The sequence below is a fragment of the Ochrobactrum sp. SSR genome, from assembly GCF_030067775.1.
In the GTDB taxonomy this organism is placed as follows: Bacteria; Pseudomonadota; Alphaproteobacteria; order Rhizobiales; family Rhizobiaceae; genus Brucella; species Brucella teleogrylli.
The window spans coordinates 351,376-377,793 of record NZ_CP125969.1 but is presented as its reverse complement, the minus strand read 5'-3'; the positions used below and the strand labels follow the sequence as shown (position 1 = coordinate 377,793).

The following is a 26,418-nucleotide window of genomic DNA, read 5'->3' as shown; positions in this document are numbered from 1 at the left end:
GATCAGAACTCTATCCCCTTCTGGGCTTTCACGCCCGAACGGAACGGATGCTTGATCATTTCCATCTCCGTGACAAGGTCGGCCACCTCTATCAGCTCATCTTTTGCGTTCCGACCAGTCACGATGACGTGCTTCATTTCCGGCTTGGCTTTCAGCACTTCGATGATCTCTTCCACGGGCAGATAATCATAGCGCAGAACAATATTCAGTTCGTCGCAAAGCACCATGTCGATCTCTTCGTCCATGATCATGGCCTTGGCCTGCTCCCATGCGCCACGCGCCATGGCAATATCGCGGCTGCGATCCTGCGTCTCCCAGGTAAAGCCTTCGCCCAGTGCCGAAATCGTCACCTGATCGGGAAATTTTTCCAGAACCCAGCGTTCGCCGGTGTCCCACGATCCTTTGACGAACTGCACAACGCCGATCTTCATACCGTGACCGAGCGCGCGGAACACCATGCCAAAACCGGCAGTGGATTTGCCCTTGCCCTTGCCGGTATGGACAATCACAAGACCCTTTTCCTCGGTCTTGGTGGCTTGTATCTTGTCGCGCGCGGCCTTCTTCTTGCGCATCTTGTCGGCATGGCGCGCATTCAGCTCTTCTTCCGTCATCGACAGAAGTTTTTCAGATTTCTCAGCCATTTGTCGCCCTTTCCGGATTCAACTTCTGAAGATTTTCCAATATGAACCGCGCTGAATTCGAACGCGGCGTCCAGAAACCGCGCTCGATGGCATCGTTCAGCTTCGCGGCGGTTTCCGCCAGCGCTGCCGGGTTCTTTTCAGCCATGAAATCATGCACCGCCTTGTCGGCGATATAGGCCTGATAGACCGCCTCGAAATGATGGTTCCCGACTTTTCCGGTGGTCGCCGCAAAGGCGAACAGATAATCGACCGTCGCTGCGATTTCCGCCGCCCCCTTATAGCCGTGGCGCATCACGCCCGCGATCCATTTCGGGTTTGAGGCGCGTCCGCGCACCACCCGCGAAAGCTCTTCCTCAAGCGTGCGGATCACCGGCTTTTCCGGTCGCGAATGATCGTTGTGATAAACCGTTGGCATGGCACCGGTCAGGTTTTCCACCGTCGCGGCCATACCGCCTTCGAACTGGTAATAGTCGTCGCTGTCGAGAAGATCATGCTCGCGATTGTCCTGATTCTGCACGACGGCCTGCACCGAACGCAGGCGCTCTTCGAGAAGGCCACGCTCTGCCTGCCCCTCCTCGCCCGCGCCATAGGCATAGCCGCCCCAGACAAGCCAGGCTTCCGCCAGATCGTTGCGCCCAACCCAACCGTTTTCGTCGATCAGCGCCTGCAATCCAGCGCCATAGGCACCGGGCTTCGAGCCGAACACGCGATAGCCTGCACGGCGTTGCGCCGTCTTTTTCATCGACTCCACTGGCCACAAGACGCACCTGCTCTGCCGCCATGCGCGCCGCAATCGGATTGTCTTCCGCGTCTTCGGCGAGCGCTCCCACCGCACGCACGGCCTTGTCGAACAAGGCGATCTTGTTCGGGAAACGCATCACGGAAAAAGCCCGATATGCGCAAGGTCACGTCCACACGCGGACGCCCAAGCATAGCGGGCGGCACGATTTCGTAGCCGGTGACGCGCCGCGAGGCCATATCCCAGACCGGCTTGACGCCGATCAGCGCCAGCGCCTGCGCAATGTCGTCGCCGCCAGTGCGCATATTGGATGTGCCCCAAGCCGTGAGACCGAAGGAGGTCGGCCATTCGCCATGGTCTTGCGTATAGCGGGTAACCAACAGTTCCGCCGATTTGCGTCCGAGTTCCCACGCGGCAGGTGTTGGCACCGCACGACTGTCAGTCGAGAAGAAATTACGCCCTGTTGGCAAGACATCGGGCCGTCCGCGCGTTGGCGCGCCGGATGGTCCCGGCGGCACGAAGCACCCATCGAGCGCAGCCAACAGTCCTTCGATTTCTGCGGGGCCACAGGCAAGAACGCTGGGGCGCAGATGATCGACGATCGCTTGCAACACGGCACCCGTCTGTTGCCAGTCTTGCGGACAAGCCTGCTCGCCCGAGACAAGCTTTGCTGCCAGAAGTTCAATACGTTCCACCGTATCGCCCGTGATGCGCCAAGTCGCCGGACTAACCTCGGCCAGCAATTCCGGCTTCGGCCCTGTCCACGGATCGGCCATGTTGCAATCCAGCGGATCGAAACCTTCATCCAGCCCCGCATCAGCCGCAATGGCGCGCTGCAAGCTCTGGTCACCGGCACTCCCGCCAAGCGAAACCGGCACACCACGCGGAACACGGGCCAGCGCCACCAGAAGATCGGTCAAAAGCCGCGCTTGAGGCGCTTGCCCGAAAATATGCAGCCCGTCGCGGATCTGCATTTCCTTCAAATCGCAGAGATAGGCGTCGAGCTTTTGCAGCGCCATATCTTCATCGTCATGGTCGTGAATGCCCGCATCGCGGTCGAGGCCGATATCGCGCACCAGATCGAGAATCTGCCCCTTGAGCCGCAACAAACGGCGTGGATCGACGCCCGAGGCTTCGTAATATTCATCGACCAGCGCTTCGAGATCTTTCAGCGGGCCGTAGCTTTCGGCGCGGGTCAAAGGCGGCGTCAGGTGATCGATAATCACCGCACCCGCACGGCGCTTCGCTTGTGTGCCCTCGCCCGGATCGTTGACGATAAACGGATAGATATGCGGCGTGGGCCCGAACACAGCTTCCGGATAGCAGTGTTCCGACAGCGCCAGCGCCTTGCCCGGAAGCCATTCGAGATTGCCGTGCTTGCCCATATGAACAATGGCATCGACATTCGCCACGGCGCGCAAATAAGCATAGAATGCGATATAGCCATGTGGCGGCACCAGATCCGGCGAATGATAGCTTTCCTTCGGATCGATATTGTAGCCGCGGGCGGGCTGAATGCCGGTCAGCGTTTCGCCAAGCCGCATCAGCGGCAGCGCAAAAGCAATGCGTTCCCGGTCGTAGAATGGATCGCTTTCCGGCTCGCCCCAGCGGGCGGTGATTTCCGCCTGAATCGCATTGGGAAGCTTTTTGAAAAAGTCGTTGTATTGATTGAGCGAAATGGTTTCGCGAATCTCGCGCCCATCGCGCGCGGCATTGGTCGGCCCTGCCATCAAAAGCTGCATCAGCGCATCGCCATCAGCAGGCACTTCGCCAGTCTGATAGCCCGCATCGGCCATGGCCCTGAGCGTCTCAACCGTTCCGGCAGGCGTATCCAGACCGACACCGTTGCCAAGCCGCCCGTCACGGTTGGGATAGTTGGCGAGGATTAACGCCACACGGCGTTCCCCGGCCTTCTTCCGCTTCAGTCGGACCCAGTTCGCCGCGAGTTTCGCAACAAAAGTCACGCGGTTTTCATCGGGCTCATGGGTGACGATATTCGCCTCCACCGCCGCATCGAACTGCCGCGCCGATTTGAACGAAACCGCACGCGACAGGACGCGCCCGTCCACTTCCGGCAAGGCAACATTCATGGCGAGATCGCGGGCCAGCAGTCCCTGCTGCGATGCCTGCCAGACCGCCTTTGGCGTGCCCGAAAAAATCACCTGCAAAACCATGTTGCCGCGCTTGTCGAGTACCGTCGGCTTGCGCTCAGCACCTGGCGACGAAATGGCAAAGCCGGTCGCGTTCAGCACGATATCCGGCGCGCAATCTTCGAAAACACCGTCCACCACGGCAGCGGACAGCCGGTCCTTGAGGCTGGAGACGAACAGAGGCAGCGGGTTGATGCCTTCCGCCTGCAAACCCGTAATTAGTGCTTCAACCGGCTGAGTCTGGCCGCTTTGCACCAGCGCGCGATAGAAGACGATTGCCGCAACGGGTGCATTCTCGATCCAACGACTGCTGATGAGATCGAGCGAAACCACCGCCTCGCCCGGCCACCAAAGCCCCGCCTTGAGCAGTGGCGCGGCTTCGGCTGGCTTTTCGCCGCCGTGGATCAGCGCGGCGCAATAATCGAGGAAAGCGCGCATGTTGGAAGCGCCGCCCTCAATCAGATAGCGCCACAACGCGTCACGGTCAGCGTTTGCAACCGTCGAAAAGCGATCCAACCCATGATCCGGCTTGTCGTCGCCCGGAAGCACCGCGATCTTGACGCCGTTGTTCACAGCGCAGGCATGAAGTGCTTCCAGCCCATAGGGCCAGTAGGTTTCACCGCCGATAATGCGCACGACAATCAGCTTTGCATGACGCACCGTCCGCTCGACATAAGCATCGACGGACATAGGATGCGTCAGGCTCAGAAAACTGGCGAGCCGCAGGCTTGGCCCGTTTGGCTCAGCGCGGTGCGCCTGCGCAAGACTGGCCAGCTCCGTGTCGGCGGCGGAAAGGAACAGAATGTCACCGGGCGTCTGGCCGAGATCGACGGCCTCATTGCCGTCGCTGATCGTTCCTTTCTGGGCAAGCAGAAGATGCATTACAAAACTGCGTCTTTCACGGCCTTGGTAATGGCGGTTTCATCGATCTCATGCAGGCCGATGACAACGAGACGCGTCGAACGGGCTTCATCCTTGCCCCATGGGCGGTCGAAGTAATGCTCGATACGCGGGCCGACAGCCTGCACCACTAGACGCATCGGCTTGCCGGGCACATCGACAAAGCCCTTGAGGCGCAGAACATCATGGTCGGCGATGATGGTCTTCAGCTCTTCGGCAAAAGCCTTCGGGTCCGACACGGAACCGGCCTCGACCACAAAGCTCTCGAATTCATCATGATCATGCTCGTGACCATCGGCATGATGAATTTCATGATGCGACTTGCGGTTGGCGATATCGTCTTCCGTACCAACGCCAAGACCAAGCAGCACATCAGCGCCAAGCTTGCCGAAGCTTGCAGGCACCATGTTGACGCGGCGCGACGAGCGCTCGGCAACATCCGCCTTCACGCTATCGAGGCTTGAGGCATCGATCAGGTCGGCCTTGTTGAGCACGATCAAGTCGGCCGCATGAATCTGATCTTCAAACAGCTCTTCCAGCGGGCTTTCATGGTCCAGTGATTCATCGGCGGCGCGCTGCGCATCCACCTTGTCATGATCATCAGCGAAGCGGCCTTCGGCGACAGCGGCGGCATCGATCACCGTGACCACACCATCCACAGTCACCTGCGTCTTGATTTCCGGCCAGTTGAAGGCAGCCACAAGCGGCTGTGGCAAAGCGAGGCCGGAGGTCTCGATGACGATGTGATCCGGGCGATCCGCGCGGTCGAGCAGCTTGGTCATGGTCGGGATGAAATCGTCCGCAACGGTGCAGCAAATGCAGCCATTGTTGAGTTCGATCACATCTTCCTCGCGGCAGGTTTCGATGCCGCAACCTTTCAGAATACCGCCATCGACACCAAGATCGCCAAATTCATTGATGATCAGCGCAATGCGCTTGCCATTGGCGTTTTCAAGCAGATTGCGGATCATCGTGGTCTTCCCCGATCCGAGAAACCCGGTAATCACGGTCGCCGGTATCTTTTGGCCCTGCATAAAATTATCCCTTCATCTTGAGCGGCAAGCCCGCCGCCATGAAATAAACTTCGTCTGCCGCCGCAGCGATGGCCTGATGCAAAAAGCCTGCATGATCGCGAAATTCCCGCGCCATGCGGTTTTCCGGCACGATGCCAAGACCCACCTCGTTGGAGACGAAAACAACCGGCCCGCCCAGCTCAGAAAGCGCGGTCACCAGATCACGCCCTTCCGCAGCAATGTCGCGTTCGGCCATCATGAGATTGGTGACCCACAAGGTCAGGCAGTCAACCAGCACAAATCTGGACGATTGTGCCTGTTGCAAAAGCGCGCCCTTCAGCTCGAACGGCTCTTCGACTGTTTGCCATTGCGTGCCGCGCCGGTCGCGATGCACCGCGATGCGACTTTCCATTTCTCCGTCGAAGGCCCGACCAGTCGCCAGATAGACCGGCTGAAGCCCGGAGGCTTCAACCAGTTTTTCGGCATAGGACGATTTGCCTGAACGGGCTCCGCCAAGAACAAAGGTTATTTTTCCGGGCAGAGCCATGCTTTCAGCCTTCCAGTTCCGATGAGGCGTAATGCTGGATGAACCAGCCAAGCGCCAGACCAATCACCGCCCACATGAACAGGTTCGTCGCCAGCGAGGCGACCGCATATTGCGACGCAAGCAGCGACGGAATAGGCGACGCAATATCCTCAGGATGCGGCGCGCCATAGAGATGCGGCGCAATAATGGCGATGAGGCCGAGCAGTTTTGCCCAGATTTCTCCGCGCAGCACGATGAGATAAAGGCCGACGCCGCTGAGAACAACCGTCGAAATCCACCAAAGCTGGCGCTCTGCAAGATCGTCGGCAGGCATGGCTGGCAGTTCCGGCGACAGACCGAGCGCAGGCAAGAATGCCACCGCAAAGAAACCGGCCATGCCCCAGTAAAGCCCGTTCTGCACGGTGATCGGGCGACCAATCAGCAGCGCGATACCGCCAAGCAGCAGTGCAAAACCGGCACCCGCAACAAGATTGGCGAGGATTGTATTGCCAAGGCGACCGAAAGGCAGTTCTGCTCCGGCTCCTTCTTCCTCCGGCGCGGCAGTTGCCGCATGGTCATGGGCAGGCGTCTCAGCGGCGTGTTCATGCGGCGCGGCTTCCGCCGGTCCGTGGCTATGGCCGCCGCCCGCCTCTTCGTAAACTTCCGCCTGAATGATCAGCGGCACGGTTTTGAGATACATGGCAGGCGTCACCAGAAGCCCTGCCAGAAGGCCCGCAGCAAGCGTGGCCAAGAGATAACGGATCAACATTTCAATTCCCCAGCTGCAAAGCCCGTCGGTAGCAAACGCTATCCGACGCTCTGCAATGTCAGCTTCCTAGAAAAACAGACATATGGTCATTTCCCCATGCAAACCGGCCAAGGGCGCGGCTCACAATGTCGATGCAAAGCATCAATGGCAGGGAAAACCGTAAGAATGGCGGGTATCATGCGCTGAATCGTGCAGCGCATCCGAATGCGCAATGCCAACGCCATAGATAAGAAACGCGCCGAGAAGCAGGGAGACCACCGCCGTACCGAGGCGCGCAGCCAAAGGCAGGGGAATAGTAGCGGAGACAGAATTATTCATACGTGCAGCCATGACAACCTCCGTGCAGGCAGCAGGGAAAAACCTCCCATGGGGCGCGGGTAAAATACCCTTCTGCAACAGGCAGGTCTCCTGGCTCGCGGGTCGTCGGTAATGTCACCGCCTTCCCGGAACGTGATGTTCCAGTGGCTGCCGGTTGCCCGGCTTGGCTTCATTCCTCTCCGCTCTACAGTCGCGGGGTCGGCTGCGATAGAAACGCCCTGATTGGGTCCGTCCTTCGCATTCCCTCTTGGTTTCACCAGATTCGTCCGGCGAAAACCTGTCACATGCGCGGACATTAAGCCTTTGCTGATAGGCCGTCAATCAGCGCGAGGGCGCAGAAATTGCCCCTTGCGCCGAACCCAGCGGTCGATGGTCTCCGCCTTGGCATTGATCCTGGGCCAGAGCCACAACATCACGCCCACCACCAAACTCCATGCGATCACCACATCCGATAGAAAATGCGCGCCCATGAAAACACGGTTCATGGAAATCAGCATGAGGATTGGAATGAAAATCGCGGCGGACATAACGCGCCAGCGTTCAGGAACGAATATTAAAAGCGACAGCATCGCAGCCGCAGCAGCGCCCTCTCCCGACGGAAATGAGCAGTTTTTGCTACATGTCGCAGCCATCTGCCAGGCCGGTGTAAAATTCATTGAGCCGCCAAATTCCAGCAGATGTCGTGGCCGCGCTCTTCCGATCAGCAACTTCAGGCTTTGCGTTACGATGCCTGGGCCAAGCGCAAAGGTCAGAAGCACATAAAGCACCTTGTGAGGGGCGATAGAAAGGATGGGGCGCCGCCACAACGCGTAGAAACCGATCAAAACCAGCATTGCAGCCAGCAACCAACACTGACTGACACGGTGGAAATCCCTAAGGGCGACCCAAGCCGGTGAATTCGACGCGGAAAAATCCCCGTGTTTGAAAAAATATCGGCTGGTAATCAAATCGACCTGAGGCGAAACAATGAACAATGCATTGACCGCCAAGAGTGAATATACGTAGAGATGACGGCGAAAAACAATATGATGATTTTGATATAAAAACCTCAATATCAAAATAGCCTCATTATAATTTTAAATATATTTTGAATGAAACGAGATGGTAAAAATGCCAGTATAAATTTTTATACGATACAGTATATTAGAATTATCTGAAATTTATATATAATTAAGATTTATTGTCATATCAGACCAAAAAATAGCCCTGATACGTGAAACTATCGAGACTGAACGAGTACAGTTGTGTCAGATCAGCGAAAACAACGCATCGATATCGAGACAGGCTTCCAGCCCTTCCGCCAGTTCATCCAGCGCCGCTTCGACGCTCAGGCGGTAATTGCCTATTCCGCCCTCAACACCTAGCGCTGCGAGAAATTGCTGCCGAAAACGATCCGCACCGAAAACACCATGTAAATAAGTGCCCATGATGCGGCCATCGGCAGATATCGCACCGTCATCATGATTTTCGATGCGCGCGAAAGGCCTGAACATATCCGCACCTGTCGTGCGGCCAACATGAATTTCATATCCCTCGAGCGGCGCATCATAGAGCAGCGAAGTCGCCTTCACATTGCGGACGACTTTTTCCGGCTCCATGACCGTCTCGATGTCGAGCAGCCCCAGCCCTTCTGCTTCGCGCACCTGCCCTTCGATACCGTGCGGGTCATGGATGCTGCGCCCCAGCATCTGAAACCCGCCGCAGATACCCAGCACATGTCCGCCCCGCTTCACGTGCTGTACCAGATCGCGATCCCAACCGTTTTCACGGAAAGCCAGCAGATCGGTGATCGTGGATTTCGTTCCCGGCAGTACAACCAGCCCGGCATCGGGCGGAAGAGACGTACCGGGCGGCACCATGACCACCTCCACCGCAGGCTCGGCTTTCAGCGGGTCCAGATCGTCAAAATTGGCGATGCGCGGCAACATCGGCACCGCAACTTTTAGCGCCTTGTCAGCACTGCGCACGGCGCGCTCCAGAACCACCGAATCCTCGGCAGGCAATCTGGAAACCGCCTTTAGCCACGGAACCACACCGAACGAGCGCCAGCCGGTGAAGCGTTCGATTGCTTCCAGCCCGTCATCGAACAGAGAAATATCACCACGAAACTTGTTGATGATGAAACCGCGCACCATGGCGCGGTCTTCGTCCGACAAAATTGTATGGGTTCCGACCAGAGAGGCGATCACCCCGCCCCGATCAATGTCGCCGACCAGCACCACCGGCACATCTGCCTGCGTTGCGAAACCCATATTCGCAATGTCGCCCGCCCGAAGGTTGATTTCCGCGGGCGACCCCGCACCTTCGATCAGCACGAGATCAGCGCCTTCACTGACGATGGAAAAGGACTCCATCACCGACGCCATCAACTGCGGCTTCAATTCCTGATAATAGCGCCCGCGTGCCTCGCCACGCACCTGACCCTGCACCACGATCTGGCTGCCCATATCTGTCTGAGGTTTAAGCAAAACCGGGTTCATATGCACCGAGGATGGCACGCCCGACGCCAGTGCCTGCAACCATTGGGCACGACCGATTTCGCCGCCGTCGTCACTGACAGCAGCGTTGTTCGACATGTTCTGAGGCTTGAACGGGCGGACCTTCAATCCGCGATTGCGCGCCACACGACAGAGCCCAGCGACAAGCACGCTCTTGCCGACATCAGACCCCGTTCCCTGAAACATAATTGCCCGTACCATAGGACCTGCGTAGCCGAAACGGCAAGCCATGGCAATCTGGGTCGCAGCCTATGCTTTACAGCACATCCGAAGCGTTCAACGACACACCTTCTATGCAAAAATGCGCATCAGTTTATTACAAATGTGAGCAAGATTATTCCAATAGAGCGTTGGCAGCCATCCGGTCTTATGCTCTAGTCCACAACAGAGGAGTGGTACTCAACTTTCAAAGCTGAGGGAGGAAACCATGGATGCTGCCGAACAAAACCAGTTCGAGCTGAATGAAGAACAGCTTGCCATTCAGGAAATGGCGCGCGGCTTCGCCAGCGACCGGATTGCACCCCACGCGCTGCAATGGGACCGCGACAAGCATTTCCCGGTTGATGCACTCCGCGAGACCGGATCGCTCGGCATGGGCGGCATTTACGTCCGCGAAGATGTTGGCGGATCAGCGCTGAAACGCATGGATGCAGTGCTTATTTTCGAAGCGCTCGCAGCGGCCTGCCCGTCATTCTCGGCCTTTGTTTCAATCCACAACATGGCTGCGTGGATGATCGACACATTCGGCAACGAAGCGCAACGACAGCAGTTTCTGCCCAAGCTGACAGCGATGGACTGGCTTGCCAGCTACTGCCTGACCGAACCGGGGTCCGGCTCGGACGCCGCCGCCCTTCGCACCCGTGCGACGCGGGACGGCGATCAATATGTCATCAACGGCGCCAAGCAGTTTATTTCCGGCGCCGGAGAGACTGACATCTACGTCACCATGGTGCGTACCGGCGAGGACGGTCCGAAGGGTATTTCCACCCTCATTGTGCCGAAAGATGCACCCGGCCTGTCGTTTGGCGCCAATGAATACAAGATGGGCTGGAACTGTCAGCCGACGCGAACCGTCATTTTCGACAACTGCCGCGTGCCGGTGGAAAATCGGCTTGGCAATGAAGGCACCGGCTTCAAGATCGCCATGGCGGGTCTTGACGGCGGGCGTCTGAATATAGGTGCCTGTTCGCTTGGTGGCGCGCAATCCGCGCTCGACAAGGCGCTGGAATATTGCGGTGAACGCAGAGCCTTCGGACAAACGATCGACCGTTTTCAGGCCCTGCAGTTTCGCCTTGCGGACATGGAGACGGAACTTTCGGCAGCGCGCCTGCTGCTTTATGCCGCCGCCAGCAAGCTCGACCGCAAAACCCACGATGCTGGCAAATGGTCGGCGATGGCCAAGCGGTTTGTGACCGACACGGGCTTCAATGTCGCCAATGAAGCGCTGCAGCTTTTTGGCGGTTATGGTTACCTTCACGATTATGGGATCGAAAAGCTGGTTCGCGACCTGCGCGTGCACCAGATTCTGGAAGGCACCAACGAAATCATGCGCGTGATCATTGCAAGGCATATGATCGGGCGCTGAACAGCACTTATACGGAGGAGTTTATCATGGCCACTATCGCATTCATCGGCCTCGGCAATATGGGCGGCCCGATGGCGGCAAATCTGGTCAAGGCCGGACATACGGTGCGCGGCTTCGATCTGTTGCCGCAGCATCTTGAAGAAGCCCGCGCCAATGGATTGCAGATCGCCGCGAGCGCGGTGGAAGCCGTGGCCGACGTAGACGCAGTTATAACCATGCTGCCCGCAGGCAAGCATGTTCTCGCCGTTTATGAGGAAATCGCGCCTACGGCCCGTAAAGACTCGCTTTTCATTGATTGCTCCACGATTGACGTCGATTCAGCACGCAAGGCGCATGCTCTCGCTGCCAGCCACGGTCACCTCTCCATCGATGCGCCGGTTTCGGGCGGCACCGGCGGTGCAGCCGCAGGCACACTCACTTTCATGGCGGGCGGCAGCGACAAGGCCTTCGAGCGTGGCGAACCGATCCTCAAGCCAATGGCTGGCAAGATTGTGCATTGCGGCGGCGATGGAGCCGGACAGGCCGCCAAGATCTGCAACAATATGATTCTCGGCATTTCGATGATCGGCGTCAGCGAGGCCTTCGTGCTGGCCGAAAAGCTCGGCCTTTCGCATCAGGCGCTTTTCGACGTGGCCTCAACCTCGTCGGGCCAATGCTGGTCGCTCACCACTTATTGCCCTGTCCCGGGGCCGGTGCCGACCTCCCCCGCCAATCGCGACTACAAACCGGGCTTTGCCGCAGCACTCATGTTGAAAGACCTCAAGCTATCGCAGGAAGCGGCGAAAAGTGCGGGCGCGGAAACGCCGCTTGGTGCCCATGCCGAAGCGATTTACGCGCTTTTCGACGGTGAAGGTCATGGTGGCGAAGATTTCTCCGGCATCATCAATCATTTGCGGGCAAAATCCGACGCCAAGTAAAAAAACATCACATCCGTGAAAAACTTGCCCAAAAAAGGCAATGTTTAGATTTGCTTAATCGTCTGCTAACCGTACGGTAACGATGTTCGGATAAAAAGGAGCTCGAGACAGGCTGAGCCTCTCTCGATGCTCCGGATCTGGTATTGCGTACCGGAGCTTTATGTATCTCTCACCAGCGTTTAGTCCGGTGAGATTGCCATGCGTAGTTGGCAAAACCGTGCGCCGAAAGGCAGCGCGGTTTTTGCCGTAAACGAAAATTTTATCAAATATTGTCCTCATATTTCGATTGATTGGCGCTACCCGGATTGAAATCCGAACATAATCCTGTGACATGTAGCAGCCTGTTTGCGCCCATCCGGGCATTTCGTTCAGCATCGGGACTTCAAGCTTGACCGCATTAAGACAAACCGCGTCTACCGCAGACAAAGAAATATTGGGACTGCCTTGGGCCGTTCTTTTTATAGTGTGCTATTTCGTGCTTCAGGCCGTTCTGGTGACTTATATCTCCAACGGTGCCGGGCTCGATGACGCGGAACAGCTCGCCAATATAGGCTATCTCGACTGGGGTTATGGCGGTTCGCAGCCACCACTCTATACCTGGACGACCAATCTTGCCGCCTCCGTGCTGGGCACGTCGATGCTGACGCTTCAAATCGTGAAGTTCGGCATGCTGGCAAGCCTGTTCCTCAGCGTCTTTGGCGCGATGCGGCTTTTAGGGTTTTCGCGCGCCGTGGCCTCGGCCAGCATGCTCGGCCTGTTTCTCATTCCGCAAATCGGCTGGGAATCGCAGCGCGCCTTGACCCATTCGGTGGCTGGCACGGCGGGTTGCGGATGGACCTTCCTTGCCTTTGCCTGGCATATGCGCAAGCGCAGCGTTATTTCGGCTGCCCTTCTTGGCGTTGCCATGACCGCTGCACTTCTGGGCAAGTTCAACGCGTCGTTCTTCCTCATCATGGTGATCATAACTGGGCTTTCAGTGCCCGAATATCGAACTGTGCTGCTGTCGAAACTTTCGGCTGTCACCCTGCTTGCCTTCGCGATCTGTGTCGGCCCGACGGCAACATGGATGTTCGCGCACAAATCGAGCGTCATCGCCCGTTCCGGCAAGTTGCAGATGGGCGCATCGGGCAATCCGATCTTCGACCGGCTGAACGGCATTGAAAGCTTCGTGGAAGCGGCCTTCCTGTTCTCTGTGCTCGCCCTGGCAATCGCGGCTATCATCGCGCTGATCCATTACAAAAAGCGCACAAAGCCAACCACGCCCTACACGCCCGGCGAGACATTCATGCGTCGCCTCGTGCTTGTCGGCTTGCTCGTGGTTTTCGTCGGCGTCGTTGCTACCGGCGCCAATGACGTCAAGGACCGCTGGCTTCAGCCAGTGCTGTTTCTGTTGCCGGCTGTGCTGGCATTTCGTCTGGAGCGCTTCCGTATCGGCAAGCGCCCAGTCATCGAATATGCAGCAATGGGCGCGCTGGTTGCGCTGCTGGTTCCGCCGGTCCTGTCCTATTATCTGGTCTACGGCTCCAGCATGCCGCCCTACGGTCAGCTGGATTATCGTCAGCTTTATACGGAAATCAGCAGCCACGGACATTTCAGGACCATCGTGGCCGATAATGCGCAGATACCGGGCAATTTCCGGCTCTTCGATCCGTCGCTGAAAGTTGTCCACCCGGAAACGCCCGATGGGGCCAAGCAAATCACAGCGCCAATTCTGGTCATGTGGTTTGGCGACGCTACGCCCAACGCCCACATTGCGAATCTTCTGGCGAATGCCGATATCGCGCTGCCGACGACGGGCATCTTCACGACGAGCATCGCTTATAAAACACGCCCGGATATGCAGATGCAGGTGGGTTATTTTCTGGTCAACGCGCAATAATGCGCGTCGCGAAAAAGGCCCGGGAGCATATCCCGGGCCTTTTGCTTAAAACCTTATTCAACCGTTTCCTGAACGGCATTTGCAGTGCCTTTTACATCGCGTCCGACGCCGCGAACCGTATTGGCGCAAGAAGCCAGTGTGAAGGCACAGAGAACAATAGCAACCGGGACAAGGCGGGTCAGTTTCATAGCGGTCTCTCCGAATAAGGATGTCGTTACAGCCCAAACCAATGGGCACACATGCTTGTATCGTGCCAGCATTCCATCGGCCCACCCCGGACCCCGCCTCTGTCAGCTGGCGATGAAGCCGTTTCATCCGGCTGTCATAGAGGAAATCTAGCGCAACATTTCGGCCTGACAAGAGACGGGATTACTTAGACCCACAAGTTCTTGTGAGATGTATCAGCAAGAACGAAAAGTCTCGAAGCGGCCCGTCCGACGATAAGCTTCGAACACATTGCGCAAGTTCTCCGCCACTGCATGGATATGTGGTCCGGCTTCCGGCTTTATGATCATGCCAAGCTGATAGCGCCCCAGTTCCGGCAGGCCATGTTCCGAACCCAGCGCGACAATGCCTTCGCCAAGCAAGGTCTTCGCGAAAGGCGCGATGGCGAGATCGGCCATGATGGCGGCGCGCTGCCCGGTAGAATGCGAACTCATATAAGCGATGCGATAGGGACGCCCCGAGCTTTCAAGCGCTTCCAGAGCATTGCCGCGCCAGGCGCAGCCCTCTTCCCAGATGGAAAGCGGCAGCGGATCGCGACGATAAGCCGTTCCACATTTCGCCCCGGCCCAGACGAGTTCCTCATCGAGCAGAACTTCCGTGTCCCCCTTGCCGGGCACCGTATGCGACATGTTCACCAGCGTTACATCGAGACGCCGTTCATCCAGGCGCTTGCGCAGATTGCTGCTCTGATCGATCACCACATCGACGGTCACACCGGGATGGGTTTCGGCAAAACGCTTCAAGACGAGCGGCAAAACACATTCGCCGATATCGTCGGGCGAGCCCAGCCGCACCACGCCGGTGACAGTCGGCGCGACAAATTTCGAAACCGCTTCACGGTTGAGCGCCAGAAGGCGACGCGCAAAACCGAGCAGAACTTCGCCATCGCTGGTGAGTGTCACCGAACGGGCATCGCGGTCAAACACGGCGACGCCGATCTGCTCTTCAAGTTTCTTGATCTGCATCGATACGGCCGATGGCGTGCGAAACACCGCATTGGCTGCGGATGAAAAACTGCCGGTGTCCGCAATCGCCACAAAGGTGCGAAGGACATCGATATCGAGCATTGGCAAAGGATGCTGGACGGGCGCTGTCATGACGGAACTCCGGTGATGATAAATCAAATTTTCTGATCTTAAGCCTTTTTTATATTTCGTTTGATTGAACGTCAAGCACAGCGCACATTAAGCACATCGAAAACACCCATCCCGCTGCAGCAGGCATTCAAACCAATCCATTCTCGCCCCGAGGAGACCGAAAATGACCGCACAATGCCAAACTATGGGCCAAGCCCTAAGCCAGACAGCAGCCCGCGACCGTCGTTCAGCGACGTCGGAATCGCCTTCGATCTTTACATGGCTGCGTCAGGCCCACTCTGAAATAAGAAGCCAGATCGAACAGTGGATGCTCGACCGCAAAATTGCACGCACGCGCCTCTCGATCCAGAATTTGCCGGAACATATTCGGCAGGACATCGGCTGGCCCGCAATCGATGACCGCCTTCCGATGACCCGACCGAGCCAACCCACGCGTGCCAACACGCTCCACAACGGTTGATTTGCGACAAACATCTCTTTTCCAATGAGGGCGAGCCTGTCTCGCCCTCATTTTCACGACATGAAAATACCTTCTCGCGGCAGGCATTTAGCCGCACTTTGCAACCTAACCGTTCTGTGTCTCAATAAAGCACTGTCCCGTTTGCGTCATTGCTCTCCCCTAGTGTTTGCGGGCAATGATGCCGGGATCGCCGGTCTGATAGCGACCGGCAAAAAAGCGGGGCAAAAACAGGCCCCGCAGTCGTGACGGAGACGGAAGCATCGCCGCGTCGGGAACCGCAGCGCGTGCTTCATAAAGTGGGAACGGTCCGGTTATGAACCAGGCTTCATCGGTTAAGCGGTCTATTGTCTTTTTTCTGGTGCCGAACTTCTCGATGATCGCGTTTGCGACCGCCATCGAGCCGTTACGCATCGCCAATCGCATGCTCGGTTACGAAGCCTATCGCTGGCGTCTGACGTCGGCGGATGGCCAGCCAGTAACGGCATCGAACGGCGTGGTTTGCGCCGCCAATGCCTCGCTGGAAGACGAACGACGCTATCTGCAACGCGAGCAGCGCCCGTCCATGGTGTTCGTCTGTTCCGGCGTCTATGTCGAGGAATTCCGCAACAAGTCGGTCTTCGCCTGGCTGCGCGAAGAATATAACCGCGGCGTCGCGGTCGGCGGCCTGTGCACCGGCGCGCATATCCTTGCGGCAGCCGGCCTCCTTTCCGGCAAGCGTTGCGCCATTCATTGGGAAAACCTGCCGGGCTTTGCCGAGGCGTTTCCGAAGGCGGAAGTCTATGCCGACCTGTTCGAGTTCGACAGCAATATCTACACCTGCGCAGGCGGAACAGCCTCGCTCGACATGATGCTGAAGCTCATCGGCGATGATTTCGACGCCAATCTGGTCAACAAAATCTGCGAGCAGGCGCTGACCGACCGCGTCCGCAGCCCGCAAGACCGGCAGCGTCTGCCGCTGCGCGCGCGCCTTGGCATCCAGAACTCGAAAGTTCTAACGATCATCGAGATGATGGAGGCCAACCTCTCCGAGCCGCAGGCGCTGATCAATGTCGCCCATACCATCGGCCTGTCGCGCCGTCAGGTCGAGCGTCTGTTCCGGCAGGAAATGGGGCGCTCTCCCGCCCGCTATTATCTGGAAATCCGCCTCGACCGAGCACGGCACCTGCTTTTGCAATCGTCCATGCCGGTGGTGGAAGTGGCGGTGGCCTGTGGCTTCGTTTCCGCGTCGCATTTTTCCAAATGCTATCGCGAACTCTATGGACGCTCGCCGCAGCAGGAACGCGCAGATCGCAAAATGCTCATCGCAGCATAGGCTGGATCATTGCGACAGATCGAATGCCCGCTGGATGAAGCAGTCCGATCCTCGTGTAAAAGACTAAGAAAATCAGTATCGTAAAGCGTCTTTCGGAATCAGTTTCGCAAGATCGGGTGACGCTCGTACCGGCATGTCGCTTGCAGAACAGGCTTGTTGCGAATAACCCCGGCTTTGCCCGGTGGCAGACGCAGTCGTGTCAGGCAGCGAATATGTCGTATAAAGGCAAATATCCTGCCCCGTCAGCGATTATGGTTCTGTCAAATACCAACCAGGGTCACATAAAATGGCAGAGTTTCCTAAGAAGGCGAAGGTCGTAATCGTCGGGCTCGGCGGCATCGTCGGGGCATCCGTCGTGCACCACCTGATCGAACGGGGCTGGGACGACATCGTCGGCATCGACAAGTCGGGCATTCCGACCGATATCGGCTCGACAGCCCACGCGTCGGATTTCTGCTATGCAACCAGCCACGATTTCCTCTCCTGCTGGACCACGCTTTATTCCATCGATTTCTACGAGAAGATGGGGCACTACGCCCGCGTCGGCGGAATTGAAGTTGCGCGTGTGGGCGACGATGGCCGCATGGATGAAATCAAGCGCAAGGTCGCATCGGGCAAGGCGTTTGGCACCCGCGCCCGCCTGATGGAACCGGCAGAGATCAAGGAAAAATTTCCGCTGATCGAAGAAAGCATGGTTCAGGGCGGCCTGTGGGACCCGGATGCCGGTCTGGTCATCCCACGTTCGCAGACGGTTGCTGGCAAACTGATCGATCAGGCGGAAGCCGCTGGCAAGTTGAAGAGCTTTGCCAATACACCCGCCCAGTCGCTGCTGGTCGAAAACGGTCGCATCAAGGGTGTTGTCACCCATCGCGGCACGATTGAAGCCGATTATGTGGTGATCTGCGCTGGCCTCTGGGGACGTTTGATTGCCGAAATGGTCGGTGAAGATCTGCCTGTCATGCCGATTGACCATCCGCTGACATTCTTTGGTCCTTATAATGAATTCGAAGGCACCGGCAAGGAAATCGGCTGGCCGTTGATGCGCGATCAGGGCAATTCGGCCTATATGCGCGACACCGGCGATCCGAAGACCGCCGAAGGTGGCCAGATCGAATGGGGCTATTACGAAGAGACCAATCCGCGCCTCTGCCACCCGCGTGATCTTCTGGAAAAGCACGAAGCGCGCCTTTCGCCATCGCAGCGCGACCTCGATATGGAACAGGTTCTGGAACCGCTCGAACGCGCCATCGAGTTGACCCCGATCCTCGGCGAGCTTGGCTATAATGAAAGCCATTCCTTCAACGGTTTCCTGCAAGTCACCACCGATGGCGGCCCATCCATGGGTGAAAGCCAGAAGGTGCGCGGCCTCTGGTATGCGGTGGCCATCTGGGTCAAGGACGGCCCCGGCATGGGCAAGCTTATTGCCGACTGGATGACCGATGGCCGCACATCCATCGACCATCACGCCATCGACTATTCCCGTTTCTATCCGCACCAGATGACCGAACAGTTCATCTGGGATCGCTGCACCGAAACGGCAATGAAGGTTTATAACCCGGCGGTGCATCCCCGTGAGCCTTTCTCCAAGGGCCGCAATATCCGCCGTTCACCCTTCTATGAACGCGAAGTGGAGCTTGGCGGCTATTTCATGGAACTCGGCGGCTGGGAGCGTGCGCATGGCTATGCCGCCAATGAACACCTGCTGGAAAAATACGGCGACCGCGTACCCGTGCGTGAAAATGAATGGGACAACCGCCATTTCTGGCGCGTTTCCAATGCCGAGCATCTCGAACTGACCGAAAATTGCGGCATCATCAATCTTTCACATTTCGCGATTGTTGACATTGAAGGCCCGGACCATGTCGAGCTGATGGAATGGCTTTGTGCGGCCAAGATCGGCGGCGACGCCAATATCGGCAAGGGCATCTATACGCATTTCCTCGACGATGAAGGCATGGTGCGCGCCGATTTCACGGCAATACGCATGGCGGACCGCATCCGCATGATCAACGGTGCCGATGCTGGCCCCCGCGATTTCCATTACATGCGCCGCGTGGCCGAGGATAAGGGCTTTGACGTCACCATCACCGATGTGACGGAGAAATATGTCACCATCGGCATCTGGGGCCCGAATGCCCGCGAAAATCTCAAGAAAGTCGTTGAGAATCCTGACGGTCTCAATGCCGAAAACTTCCCGTTTGCGGCGATCAAGCCGATCAGGATTGCGGGCAAGGACGTGACCGCCTTCCGCATTTCCTATGTTGGTGAACAGGGCTGGGAATTGCATATGCGCTATGAAGATGGCCTCGCCGTCTGGGATGCGCTGCGCTCCACCGGCACGATTGCCGTGGGTGTCGAAACCTATGCCAATACCCGCCGCATGGAGAAAAGCCTGCGCCTTCAGAACGCCGACCTGCTGACCGAGTATAATCTCCTTGAAGCAGATCTGGCGCGCCCGAAGGTCAAGGAGGCCGATTTCCGGGGCAAGGCCAAACATGTCGAATATCGCGCCCGGGAACATCAGCCCGCTATGCTCTGCACGCTGGTCATGACCGACAATATCGATTCGAAGGGCGTCGCCCGTTTCCCGGTCGGCATCATGCCGGTCATGGAGCCGGAAACCGGCGAAACGCTGGTCGATGAACTGGGCCGCCGCTCGTTCACCTCGTCGGTCGCTTTCGGCCCGACCATCGGCAAGAATATCGCGCTTGCTTATCTGCCATGGAGCCATTGTCAGGAAGGCCGCAAGCTGACCGTCGAATATTTCGGCGAAACCTATCCGGTCGAGGTAGCGTCTGTTGGCTATAAGCCGCTTTACGACCCGGAAAACCTCAAGCCGCGCAGTTGAGCCAGCGGTGAGGCCAACAAAAAAGCCGGGCACAACGCCCGGCTTTTTCAATTCAATAATGCGGCAGACTTATTTCAGCGTCGCCTTGCCGCCGGTGATGGTGATCGTCTCATCACCGGTCAGCGCTTCGCGGTCGCCGTTCGGAAAAGTGACGAAGCAGCCTGCGGCGCAGAAATCGACAGTGTCGCCCGGCGCCACAACCATCTCGCGCTTTGAAGCACCTTCGGTGACCACGATCGTCTGCGCGGCGCTGTCCTTGTTGGAAATCTTGGCGGCGTAAGAACCGCCCATGGAAGCGGCAAGCATGACGACTGCGCCAAGACCGATCGTAGCAAACTTGTTGATCTGAATTACGTTCATATCGTTTCGGTGTTTCCACCGCTCCCGCTTCTACAACCCTGATGGAAGCAAGCCTTGCTTCCATCCTCGATGAACGACCCGCCGTTCGTAGCTCTTTTATAAAAGGACAAAACTGAACTGCAACTGAACGAGGCGTGATCACGCTTTATCGTCGTTGTCGTCCGTTGCCTTTGCCTTCTCTTCGCGCACCTTCTTCTTTGGCGACGCTGTCGGCGCCTTTTGCATGATCTCGGAAAGTTTTTCGATTTCCGGCAGCCCCAGCACGAGATCGGTCGAAGACGACGACAGATGCAGCCCCTCTTCGTGGAAGCGCTCCACGATCTGGAACCGCAACTCGTTCTTGATGCCGCCGGTCGCAGTGATGTCTGCGACATGCGCATAGATGTCGAACACCATCAGTGAATCGGTCATGCTCTGGAAAGCGACGAACGGTTCTGGATTCTTGAGAATGGACGGATGGCCGCGCACGATATCCAGCAACAGCGTGTGCACACGGCGCGGGTCTTCCGTATAGGAAGCCTGAACATTGATATCGATGCGGCCAAGCTTGTTGCGATGCGTCCAGTTGCCGACATTGCCGTTGATGAGCGTCGAATTCGGCACAATGATCGATTGCTTTTGGAAGGTTTCCACTTCCGTTGCGCGCACACTGATCTTCTTGACGATGCCGCTGACCGTGCCTGCTTCCACCCAGTCACCGACCTTGAACGGGCGTTCCGCCAGAAGAATGAGACCGGAAACGAAATTCTGGACGATGTTCTGGAGACCAAAACCGATACCAAGTGAAAGACCACCGGCGATCAGCGCCAGATTGGACATATTGAACCCGGCCGCCGAGACGCCCATCAGGGCGGCGAGACAGAGACCGACATAACCGATCACCGTGCGGATGGAATTGCGCACGCCGGAATCGACGCGGCCCCTCGCCATGACGCTGTTGTCGAGCCAGTTCTGGAACCAGCGCGTCAGCAGATAGCCGATGACGAACAGCAAAATGCCGGTGAGCAGCCCCATCAGCGAAACCGACATATTGCCGATTTCAAAGCCGGTCATCAGTTTGAAGAATGCATTTTTCAGCTCGGCCCACTGGAAGCCGAGCTGCATCAGCACCAGCGGAATGCCGATCAGTGCTACGACTAGATTGATGAGAATGCCTGCGACAAGCCCCAGCTGGTCGAGCGTCGCATCGTCAAAGTGGAAACGCTCGCGCAAGCTCGCGCCGACCTTGCTTGACGCAAATGCCTGTTCTTCGGAAATGGCGCGCCCCGTCAGGAAGCCCAGATACATCGTCACCAGAAAAGCGCCGGTCACGACGATCTGCTGTGACAGAAAGCGCGCCATGCCGATATAGCCGAAGAGGGCGGCCAGAATGGGCAGCAATCCCAATATGATCAGAAATATCTTGAAGAGACGCGGCCATGACCGCACGCGCTCGTCATCCCGCCGCACTACGGGTTTCAGGAAGGCGATTGCCAGAATGAGAATGCCCACCATGACAGTCGCCAGCAGGCTTTGGGCCATGGTGAGCGACAAGGGCGACGACAGTAGCTTGTTGACGGTACCGATAAAAGAATCGACGCCCGTCGTCAGCGCTGTCGCGGTTATCAGCAAGCCCAGAATCCGCCCCGGACGCGGCGCGACCGGTACGAGGCGCCATTGCGGCATGTCGGGACTGATACAGGCAGCGGCCAGACGATGAATGAAGAAGACGAGACCGAGGACGATGAACAGCGATTCCAATATCGACGCAACGTCCGTTCTTAGAACATTGAAATAGTTCAGGAAAAAATAGGTCGTCGCCAGAAAGACGCCGAGTGCTGCAGACGGAATGACCGTGGACCAGAAGGCGACCAGAAGGCGGCTAAGGTAGGACGGCGACTCGATGGTCGGGTCTCGTTGATATAGCGTACCAAGCAAACGCCGCGCACCGAGCTGGATCACCAGCGCACCGACGAATGCGAAAAATGCTGCTGCCAGGAACGAGTTTAGCTTGAAGGTGACGACGAAGCGCCACCAGGACTGGATGATGCGCCACAGCGATATGACCTGATTATTCGCCGCTGAAGCGACCTCCGTGCCGAGCGCGGTATCGAGATTGACGCGTTGCGACAGCGTCTTCGCAAAAAGGTCGCGACGCAGATCGCCGATCTTCGCCGACATCTGGTTGACGCTGAGCGAGGTATCTTCCGTGTCGCCGATCATCGCGTTAATCAGCGCCTTTTCGGCGGTGAGGCGCTTGCGCTCATCCGTCACGATACCCGGCTCTGTCGCATCGCCCGATGGCGCGGGGCCAAGCTGCTCCAGACGCGTATTGATCTCGGTCAGTCGTGGACGAAAGGCGACACCCGCATCAAGAAGCTTTTTGGACAGTGCGTCGAACTGAAGCTTCAGGTTTGCCAGCGCTTCGTCGCTGTTTTCAGCTTTCTGCAGCTGTTCTTTGAGCTTGTCGGCCTGCTGCTTCAGATCGTCAATGATCGGCTTTTGCTGCTGCACGATGGCCGATACCGGCGGCTGAGATTGGTCGCCATCTTCCGGCGCTGCCTGAGCACCATCGTTCGACTGGCTGGCAGGCGCTTGACTGGCAGGAGCCTGCTGCGCTTGCGGCTTGTTATCCTGTGCGCTGGCGGGCGCTATGCTGCCCAACGAAAGCGCGCCAATCAAAAGAGAAAATGCAACGAACCGAAACGTCGATAAATGGGCCAATTTCAAATCTGCCGTTATGAAGATCACTGTTTCAACATAAAGCGCCGTAGAACGGAAGCAAGGCAGGTTGCAAGAGAGAATCCCACGTGCTCCCCAATGGCATGAACGGTGCTTTTCGCCCGCCACTTGTTGCGAGGCGACAATGAAACCACGGCAAAACGCCAGTATTTCCTTGTTCGCACCGGCACAAATGGCTAATGAGGATTCGTGAACAGTGCAGAAACTGGCTCGAATCCTGAGCGAGACTCTAACGAAAGTCTGGGCAGTTTTATGATAGGCATGAACAGCACAGGGCAGCATAGACAGCATGGTTTCATGCTGTTGATGGCATGCGTGCTGTCTTTTGCAGCACTATTGTTCGCCGTGGACTTCTCTGCACTGAACGACAAGACTGGCGACGATACATCTCGCAGCCTTCATAAAATGCTTGCCGCCAGACAGGCTGAAAGCACGCCGACAGCTCCTGTCCGGCAGCAATCGGCACCCGCACCGCAGCCCATGCGCGCCATTCTCGTCGAAGCCATGGCCGCGAAAATCAAAGCAGCTTTTCCGCTGGGTGGTGACACGGCACTCGCCGTTGCCCGAGCCGGTCATCCCTTTGCCAATGCGAAATCTGCAGAGGCCGGGCGCGATTTTCAGCATTTTACGGCTGCCCAGCAATATTTTGGTTTTGCCCGCGCACCTCCTGTAAGCGCATAATAGGCACCATCGGAAGACTGGCTTTCTCCAGTCCCCAACACTTTTACGTAAAACAGCGTCATCCGCCCCCACACAGATTGTGGCTTTCCATTCCGGTCAGCCTGTCGGGATTTTGAGATGACGCGCAGACTCGGAACCACAATCCATGCGTACTTCGAAATGGGTCGTAGCGCTGTACAGCCTGATCGTCGTGATCGGGCTTATCATCGCCTTGCCCAACTTCTTCACACAAAAACAGCTGGATGCGATGCCATCCTGGTTCCCGAAGCGTCAGGTGACGCTCGGTCTCGACCTGCGCGGCGGCTCCTATCTCGTGCTGGAAGTGGACGCAGCCGGCCTTAAAAAGGACCGCCTGCGTGCGCTGCTGGACGATGCCCGCAGCAAGCTGCGCGCTGAGCGCATCCAGCCGCAGTCGATCCGCGCCGTGGGCGATGCCGTCATCGTGGCAATTCCCGATGCCGACCAGCGCGCCAAGGCGGAAACGGCGCTTCGCACGCTCATCTCGCAGGTCAACACCAGCGGTTTCGGCACGGCGATCAATGATATCGACGTCAACTCGACCGATAATCAGGTCCGCCTGACGCTGACCGAAGCGGGCTTCAATTACCGCCTCGACGCAGCACTGCAGCAGAGCCTCGAAATCATCCGCCAGCGCGTTGACCAGGTCGGCGTTGCCGAACCGTCGATCCAGCGCGTCGGTTCCGACCGTATCGTGGTTCAGCTTCCGGGCCTCCAGGACCCGGCTCAGCTTCGCCAGCTTCTCGGAAGCACGGCGAAGATGAGCTTCCACATGGTCGCCGATGTCAATCCGAACGATACGCCGCCTCCGGGCGTGACGATCATGCCGGATTCCAAGGATGCGAATATCAAATATCCGATCGAAGACCAGATCGCGCTCTCGGGTGAACGCCTGACCGATGCCCGCGCCGGTTTCGACCAGCGCACCAATGAGCCGATCGTTTCCTTCCGTTTCGACAGCCTTGGCGCACGTCAGTTCGCCGATATCACCACGAAGAACGTGAACCGTCCTTTCGCCATCGTTCTCGACGGCAAGGTCTTGAGCGCACCGGTTATTCGTGAGCCGATCACCGGCGGTTCGGGCCAGATCAGCGGCAGCTTCACCGTTCAGGACACTGTCGTTCTGTCCGCCCTGCTGCGCGCAGGCGCCCTGCCCGCGCCGCTGACTGTCATTGAAGAACGCACCGTCGGTCCCGACCTTGGCGGCGACGCCATCAAGATGGGCCTTGTCACCGGCATCATCGGCTTCGCGCTGGTGGCCGTGTTCATCGTTCTGCTTTACGGCCTCTGGGGCATGATCGCCAATGTGGCGCTTCTTCTGCACACATTGCTGACCTTCTCCGCGTTGAGCCTCATCGGGGCCACGCTGACCCTGCCCGGTATCGCCGGTATTATTCTAGGTATCGGTATCGCGGTCGATGCGAATATTCTCATCAACGAACGTATCCGCGAAGAAACGCGTAAAGGCCTCGGCGCGATGGCGGCGCTCGACAAGGGCTTCCACAGCGCCTTTGCAACCATCGTCGACTCTAACGTCACCTCGCTGATCTCGACGCTGCTTCTGTTCATGTTCGGCACAGGCCCGGTTCGCGGCTTCGCCATCACCATGATGCTCGGCATCGCGATTTCGATGTTCACCGACGTGACGCTCGTGCGCATGGCGATGGGCTGGTTCGTGCGTCGTCGCAAGCTGAAGGTTCTGCATATCGAGCCGATCCTGAAGTTTGCGCCGGAAGGCACCAACTACCGCTTCATGAACGCGCGCTTCGCCGGTATCGGCGTGTCCATCGTGCTGTCGATTGCCTCGATTGTGCTGTTCTTCAAGCCGGGCCTCAATTACGGCATCGACTTCAAGGGCGGTATCCAGGCCGAAATCACCACGTCGCAGCCCGCCGACCTTGCGCAGCTTCGCGCCAAGCTCGGTTCGCTGGAACTGGGTGAAGTGGCGCTCCAGAGCGCAGGCAGCCCGAATGAAGTGCTCATCCGCATCCAGCGTCAGGATGGTGGCGAGGAAGCGCAGACGGTTGCTGTCAACAAGATGCGCGAAGCCGTTACCGAGCTTGATCCGGGCGTGAAGATCGAACGAACAGAAGTCGTGGGACCGAAAGTCTCCGGCGAACTGGCGCGTTCCGGCTTCATAGCGGTCGTGCTCTCCGCACTCGGCATGCTGGTCTATCTCTGGTGGCGGTTCGAGTGGTTCTTCGCGCTCGGCGCGATCATAACCCTTGTGCTGGATACGACCAAGATCGTCGGCTTCTTCGCGCTGATGCAGCTCGATTTCAACCTGACGGCAATCGCTGCTCTCCTGACGATCATCGGCTATTCGGTGAACGACAAGGTGGTTGTCTATGACCGCATGCGTGAAAACATGCGCCTCTACAAGTCGAAGCCGCTGCGCGAGATCATCGACATGAGTATCAATCAGGTGCTCGTGCGCTGTATCTACACATCGCTGGTGACATTCCTCTGTATGTTCCCGATGGCGATCTGGGGCGGCAGCGCCGTCCATAATTTCGCCGTGCCGATGCTGTTCGGTATCGTCATTGCGACGTCGTCGTCGATCTTCATCGCAGCGCCGATCCTGCTTCTGCTGGGCGACTGGTGGCAGCACCACAAGGAGGCTCACAAGCCTGCTGAAGAAAAGGCCATCGCGCAGAAGTAATCCAATCGCCGGGCAGGATTTCCGTCTTGCCCGGCTCCCACAATGAATTGACAGAAGCATGTTCCCCGAAAGTGGAAACCGATTTTGGGACAAGGACAT

General features: G+C 57.6%; 18 protein-coding genes, 2 pseudogenes and 1 riboswitch. Of the genes and pseudogenes, 8 read left to right on the top strand and 12 right to left on the bottom strand.

From position 1 onward, the window contains the following. Positions 1 to 2: 2 nt before the first annotated feature. From cobO to QLQ11_RS01675, 8 genes and pseudogenes are all read right to left on the bottom strand, one after another. Positions 3 to 641 carry a cob(I)yrinic acid a,c-diamide adenosyltransferase gene (cobO, locus tag QLQ11_RS01710; protein WP_109369288.1) on the bottom strand — a complete coding sequence of 213 codons (639 nt, stop codon included), beginning with the start codon at positions 639 to 641 and terminating at the stop codon, positions 3 to 5. After that, positions 634 to 4,412 (bottom strand): annotated as a pseudogene (cobN, locus tag QLQ11_RS01705) (cobaltochelatase subunit CobN). The gene cobO and the pseudogene cobN overlap by 8 nt, the downstream one beginning before the upstream one ends. Further along, on the bottom strand, positions 4,412 to 5,464 hold the full coding sequence (cobW, locus tag QLQ11_RS01700) for a cobalamin biosynthesis protein CobW (RefSeq protein WP_121536344.1): 1,053 nt from the start codon (positions 5,462 to 5,464) through the stop codon (positions 4,412 to 4,414). The pseudogene cobN and the gene cobW overlap by 1 nt, the downstream one beginning before the upstream one ends. A gap of 4 nt (positions 5,465 to 5,468) precedes the next feature. After that, positions 5,469 to 5,990: a bifunctional adenosylcobinamide kinase/adenosylcobinamide-phosphate guanylyltransferase gene (gene cobU, locus QLQ11_RS01695; protein WP_109369291.1), complete on the bottom strand. Its 522-nt coding sequence runs from the start codon at positions 5,988 to 5,990 to the stop codon at positions 5,469 to 5,471. A 4-nt stretch (positions 5,991 to 5,994) separates the two neighbouring features. Continuing rightward, entirely contained in the window at positions 5,995 to 6,738 is a 744-nt protein-coding gene (locus QLQ11_RS01690) for a CbtA family protein (RefSeq protein ID WP_109369292.1), read from the bottom strand. Positions 6,739 to 6,879: 141 nt separating this feature from the next. After that, positions 6,880 to 7,068 carry a CbtB domain-containing protein gene (locus QLQ11_RS01685; RefSeq protein ID WP_109369293.1) on the bottom strand — a complete coding sequence of 63 codons (189 nt, stop codon included), beginning with the start codon at positions 7,066 to 7,068 and terminating at the stop codon, positions 6,880 to 6,882. Between the two features lie 50 nt (positions 7,069 to 7,118). Continuing rightward, a riboswitch (cobalamin riboswitch) is annotated at positions 7,119 to 7,352 on the bottom strand. 21 nt (positions 7,353 to 7,373) lie between these two features. Next, positions 7,374 to 8,114: a phosphatase PAP2 family protein gene (locus QLQ11_RS01680; protein ID WP_124916209.1), complete on the bottom strand. Its 741-nt coding sequence runs from the start codon at positions 8,112 to 8,114 to the stop codon at positions 7,374 to 7,376. 189 nt (positions 8,115 to 8,303) lie between these two features. After that, positions 8,304 to 9,755, bottom strand: a complete 1,452-nt coding sequence (locus tag QLQ11_RS01675) for a cobyric acid synthase (RefSeq protein ID WP_121536348.1) — start codon at positions 9,753 to 9,755, stop codon at positions 8,304 to 8,306. A gap of 226 nt (positions 9,756 to 9,981) precedes the next feature. On the opposite strand from QLQ11_RS01675, the gene QLQ11_RS01670 reads away from it, so the two are divergent. From QLQ11_RS01670 to QLQ11_RS01660, 3 genes are all read left to right on the top strand, one after another. Next, positions 9,982 to 11,139, top strand: coding sequence for an isobutyryl-CoA dehydrogenase (locus tag QLQ11_RS01670; protein WP_109369296.1), 1,158 nt, complete (start codon positions 9,982 to 9,984; stop codon positions 11,137 to 11,139). Positions 11,140 to 11,165: 26 nt separating this feature from the next. Further along, the gene (gene mmsB / locus QLQ11_RS01665; protein ID WP_109369297.1) at positions 11,166 to 12,056 is read left to right on the top strand and encodes a 3-hydroxyisobutyrate dehydrogenase; all 891 of its coding nucleotides are present in this window, start codon (positions 11,166 to 11,168) and stop codon (positions 12,054 to 12,056) included. A 493-nt stretch (positions 12,057 to 12,549) separates the two neighbouring features. Further along, positions 12,550 to 13,935 carry a glycosyltransferase family 39 protein gene (locus tag QLQ11_RS01660; RefSeq protein WP_235858884.1) on the top strand — a complete coding sequence of 462 codons (1,386 nt, stop codon included), beginning with the start codon at positions 12,550 to 12,552 and terminating at the stop codon, positions 13,933 to 13,935. A gap of 53 nt (positions 13,936 to 13,988) precedes the next feature. Here the strand turns inward: QLQ11_RS01660 and QLQ11_RS01655 are convergent, their stop codons facing one another. Beyond that, positions 13,989 to 14,123 carry an entericidin A/B family lipoprotein gene (locus QLQ11_RS01655; protein WP_010659830.1) on the bottom strand — a complete coding sequence of 45 codons (135 nt, stop codon included), beginning with the start codon at positions 14,121 to 14,123 and terminating at the stop codon, positions 13,989 to 13,991. Between the two features lie 213 nt (positions 14,124 to 14,336). Continuing rightward, positions 14,337 to 15,257 carry a LysR family transcriptional regulator gene (locus QLQ11_RS01650; protein WP_109369299.1) on the bottom strand — a complete coding sequence of 307 codons (921 nt, stop codon included), beginning with the start codon at positions 15,255 to 15,257 and terminating at the stop codon, positions 14,337 to 14,339. 163 nt (positions 15,258 to 15,420) lie between these two features. On the opposite strand from QLQ11_RS01650, the gene QLQ11_RS01645 reads away from it, so the two are divergent. The 3 genes from QLQ11_RS01645 (at position 15,421) to QLQ11_RS01635 (ending at position 19,877) form a co-directional block, all read left to right on the top strand. After that, entirely contained in the window at positions 15,421 to 15,717 is a 297-nt protein-coding gene (locus QLQ11_RS01645) for a DUF1127 domain-containing protein (RefSeq protein ID WP_124916210.1), read from the top strand. Between the two features lie 313 nt (positions 15,718 to 16,030). After that, complete coding sequence (locus tag QLQ11_RS01640; RefSeq protein WP_109369301.1) at positions 16,031 to 17,029, top strand: GlxA family transcriptional regulator; 999 nt, start codon at positions 16,031 to 16,033, stop codon at positions 17,027 to 17,029. Between the two features lie 286 nt (positions 17,030 to 17,315). Then, entirely contained in the window at positions 17,316 to 19,877 is a 2,562-nt protein-coding gene (locus tag QLQ11_RS01635) for an FAD-dependent oxidoreductase (RefSeq protein ID WP_109369302.1), read from the top strand. A 69-nt stretch (positions 19,878 to 19,946) separates the two neighbouring features. Here QLQ11_RS01635 and QLQ11_RS01630 read toward each other — a convergent pair whose 3' ends face one another. Together QLQ11_RS01630 and QLQ11_RS01625 are read right to left on the bottom strand one after the other, a co-directional pair. After that, a complete protein-coding gene (locus QLQ11_RS01630) occupies positions 19,947 to 20,237 on the bottom strand; it encodes a hypothetical protein (RefSeq protein WP_109369303.1) in 291 nt (96 codons plus the stop codon). 215 nt (positions 20,238 to 20,452) lie between these two features. Further along, positions 20,453 to 22,940 (bottom strand): annotated as a pseudogene (locus QLQ11_RS01625) (mechanosensitive ion channel domain-containing protein); the annotation flags it as partial. Between the two features lie 270 nt (positions 22,941 to 23,210). On the opposite strand from QLQ11_RS01625, the gene QLQ11_RS01620 reads away from it, so the two are divergent. Beyond that, positions 23,211 to 23,639, top strand: coding sequence for a hypothetical protein (locus QLQ11_RS01620; RefSeq protein WP_109369304.1), 429 nt, complete (start codon positions 23,211 to 23,213; stop codon positions 23,637 to 23,639). 145 nt (positions 23,640 to 23,784) lie between these two features. Further along, on the top strand, positions 23,785 to 26,319 hold the full coding sequence (gene secD / locus QLQ11_RS01615) for a protein translocase subunit SecD (RefSeq protein ID WP_109369305.1): 2,535 nt from the start codon (positions 23,785 to 23,787) through the stop codon (positions 26,317 to 26,319). Positions 26,320 to 26,418 lie beyond the last annotated feature (99 nt).

Coding starts and splice junctions, on each gene's coding strand:
- QLQ11_RS01650 (WP_109369299.1), bottom strand. CDS start 15,257: ATGACAGCGCCCGTCCAGCATCCTTTGCCAATGCTCGATATCGATGTC.
- QLQ11_RS01645 (WP_124916210.1), top strand. CDS start 15,421: ATGACCGCACAATGCCAAACTATGGGCCAAGCCCTAAGCCAGACAGCA.
- QLQ11_RS01655 (WP_010659830.1), bottom strand. CDS start 14,123: ATGAAACTGACCCGCCTTGTCCCGGTTGCTATTGTTCTCTGTGCCTTC.
- mmsB (WP_109369297.1), top strand. CDS start 11,166: ATGGCCACTATCGCATTCATCGGCCTCGGCAATATGGGCGGCCCGATG.
- secD (WP_109369305.1), top strand. CDS start 23,785: ATGCGTACTTCGAAATGGGTCGTAGCGCTGTACAGCCTGATCGTCGTG.
- QLQ11_RS01670 (WP_109369296.1), top strand. CDS start 9,982: ATGGATGCTGCCGAACAAAACCAGTTCGAGCTGAATGAAGAACAGCTT.
- QLQ11_RS01675 (WP_121536348.1), bottom strand. CDS start 9,755: ATGGTACGGGCAATTATGTTTCAGGGAACGGGGTCTGATGTCGGCAAG.
- QLQ11_RS01630 (WP_109369303.1), bottom strand. CDS start 20,237: ATGAACGTAATTCAGATCAACAAGTTTGCTACGATCGGTCTTGGCGCA.
- cobO (WP_109369288.1), bottom strand. CDS start 641: ATGGCTGAGAAATCTGAAAAACTTCTGTCGATGACGGAAGAAGAGCTG.
- QLQ11_RS01620 (WP_109369304.1), top strand. CDS start 23,211: ATGATAGGCATGAACAGCACAGGGCAGCATAGACAGCATGGTTTCATG.
- QLQ11_RS01685 (WP_109369293.1), bottom strand. CDS start 7,068: ATGGCTGCACGTATGAATAATTCTGTCTCCGCTACTATTCCCCTGCCT.
- cobU (WP_109369291.1), bottom strand. CDS start 5,990: ATGGCTCTGCCCGGAAAAATAACCTTTGTTCTTGGCGGAGCCCGTTCA.
- cobW (WP_121536344.1), bottom strand. CDS start 5,464: ATGCAGGGCCAAAAGATACCGGCGACCGTGATTACCGGGTTTCTCGGA.
- QLQ11_RS01635 (WP_109369302.1), top strand. CDS start 17,316: ATGGCAGAGTTTCCTAAGAAGGCGAAGGTCGTAATCGTCGGGCTCGGC.
- QLQ11_RS01690 (WP_109369292.1), bottom strand. CDS start 6,738: ATGTTGATCCGTTATCTCTTGGCCACGCTTGCTGCGGGCCTTCTGGCA.
- QLQ11_RS01640 (WP_109369301.1), top strand. CDS start 16,031: ATGAACCAGGCTTCATCGGTTAAGCGGTCTATTGTCTTTTTTCTGGTG.